This window comes from Paenibacillus campinasensis (assembly GCF_002272015.1).
In the GTDB taxonomy this organism is placed as follows: domain Bacteria; phylum Bacillota; class Bacilli; order Paenibacillales; family Paenibacillaceae; genus Paenibacillus_AQ; species Paenibacillus_AQ campinasensis.
Window position 1 is genome coordinate 1 of the sequence record NZ_NPBY01000107.1, and the last position, 666, is coordinate 666.

The 666-nt window shown below is 47.0% G+C and carries 1 protein-coding gene; it reads right to left on the reverse strand.

Translation table 11 applies throughout. The features are described from left to right. Positions 1–357: 357 nt before the first annotated feature. Entirely contained in the window at positions 358–525 is a 168-nt protein-coding gene (locus CHH67_RS26390; RefSeq protein ID WP_179292222.1) for a hypothetical protein, read from the reverse strand. Between the last annotated feature and the right edge of the window lie 141 nt (positions 526–666).

Sequence of the window (666 nt, forward strand, 5' to 3'; positions counted from 1 at the left end):
GCTCTTGGCCCAATGGTTCGCCGGCACATCTTTAAAACCTCCGGAAGCTTGTACTTCCTGGACGGGAACCCCTCCGACTGTAGTAAGCGCGATAATACCGGCCAATAGTCCTTTAATTAGCTCTTTCATTTAGAAATCACTCTCCTTTAGAATTTTCGATCAGTTTTAGTTTTTTACGATACCCGAATAAAATCAGGTATATGATGGACAAAATGAGCAAGATGCCACCACCCAGCGTCAAGAACCATTGCAAGAGCATCACCCCTTTCAGGTTGTGAGAATAAACGAAACCGACTATAATAAGGATAAAGAAGGGAAAAGACGACGGCCATCGTCTTTCCCGAGAAGGATGTGCGCCTAACCTTTACGCCGGGGGGAGCCATCCTTTTTTCTTTTGCGCCGCTGTTTTTTCAGCTTTTGCAAAAGCGTCTGGATCTCGGACCATTCTTTTAACACCAGCTTGAACGCCCCTAAAATTGCTCCGATCAACCCGACTGCAGCTAATATGGCTTGCAGCAGATCCATTCTCGTTCACCTCCCTTCTTCGAGAAATGAAGGGTAGTGATCCCTTCTGCATCCCTACTACAGAAAGGTTTGAATGGGCGGCCGGTAAGCTTGCCGCTTGGAACAAGCAATTCAGGTCGAATCGGCTTCGAAGCAATGTCA

Bases quoted from the DNA above. Each gene is read 5' to 3' on its own strand.
- CHH67_RS26390 (WP_179292222.1), bottom strand. From the start codon at position 525: ATGGATCTGCTGCAAGCCATATTAGCTGCAGTCGGGTTGATCGGAGCA.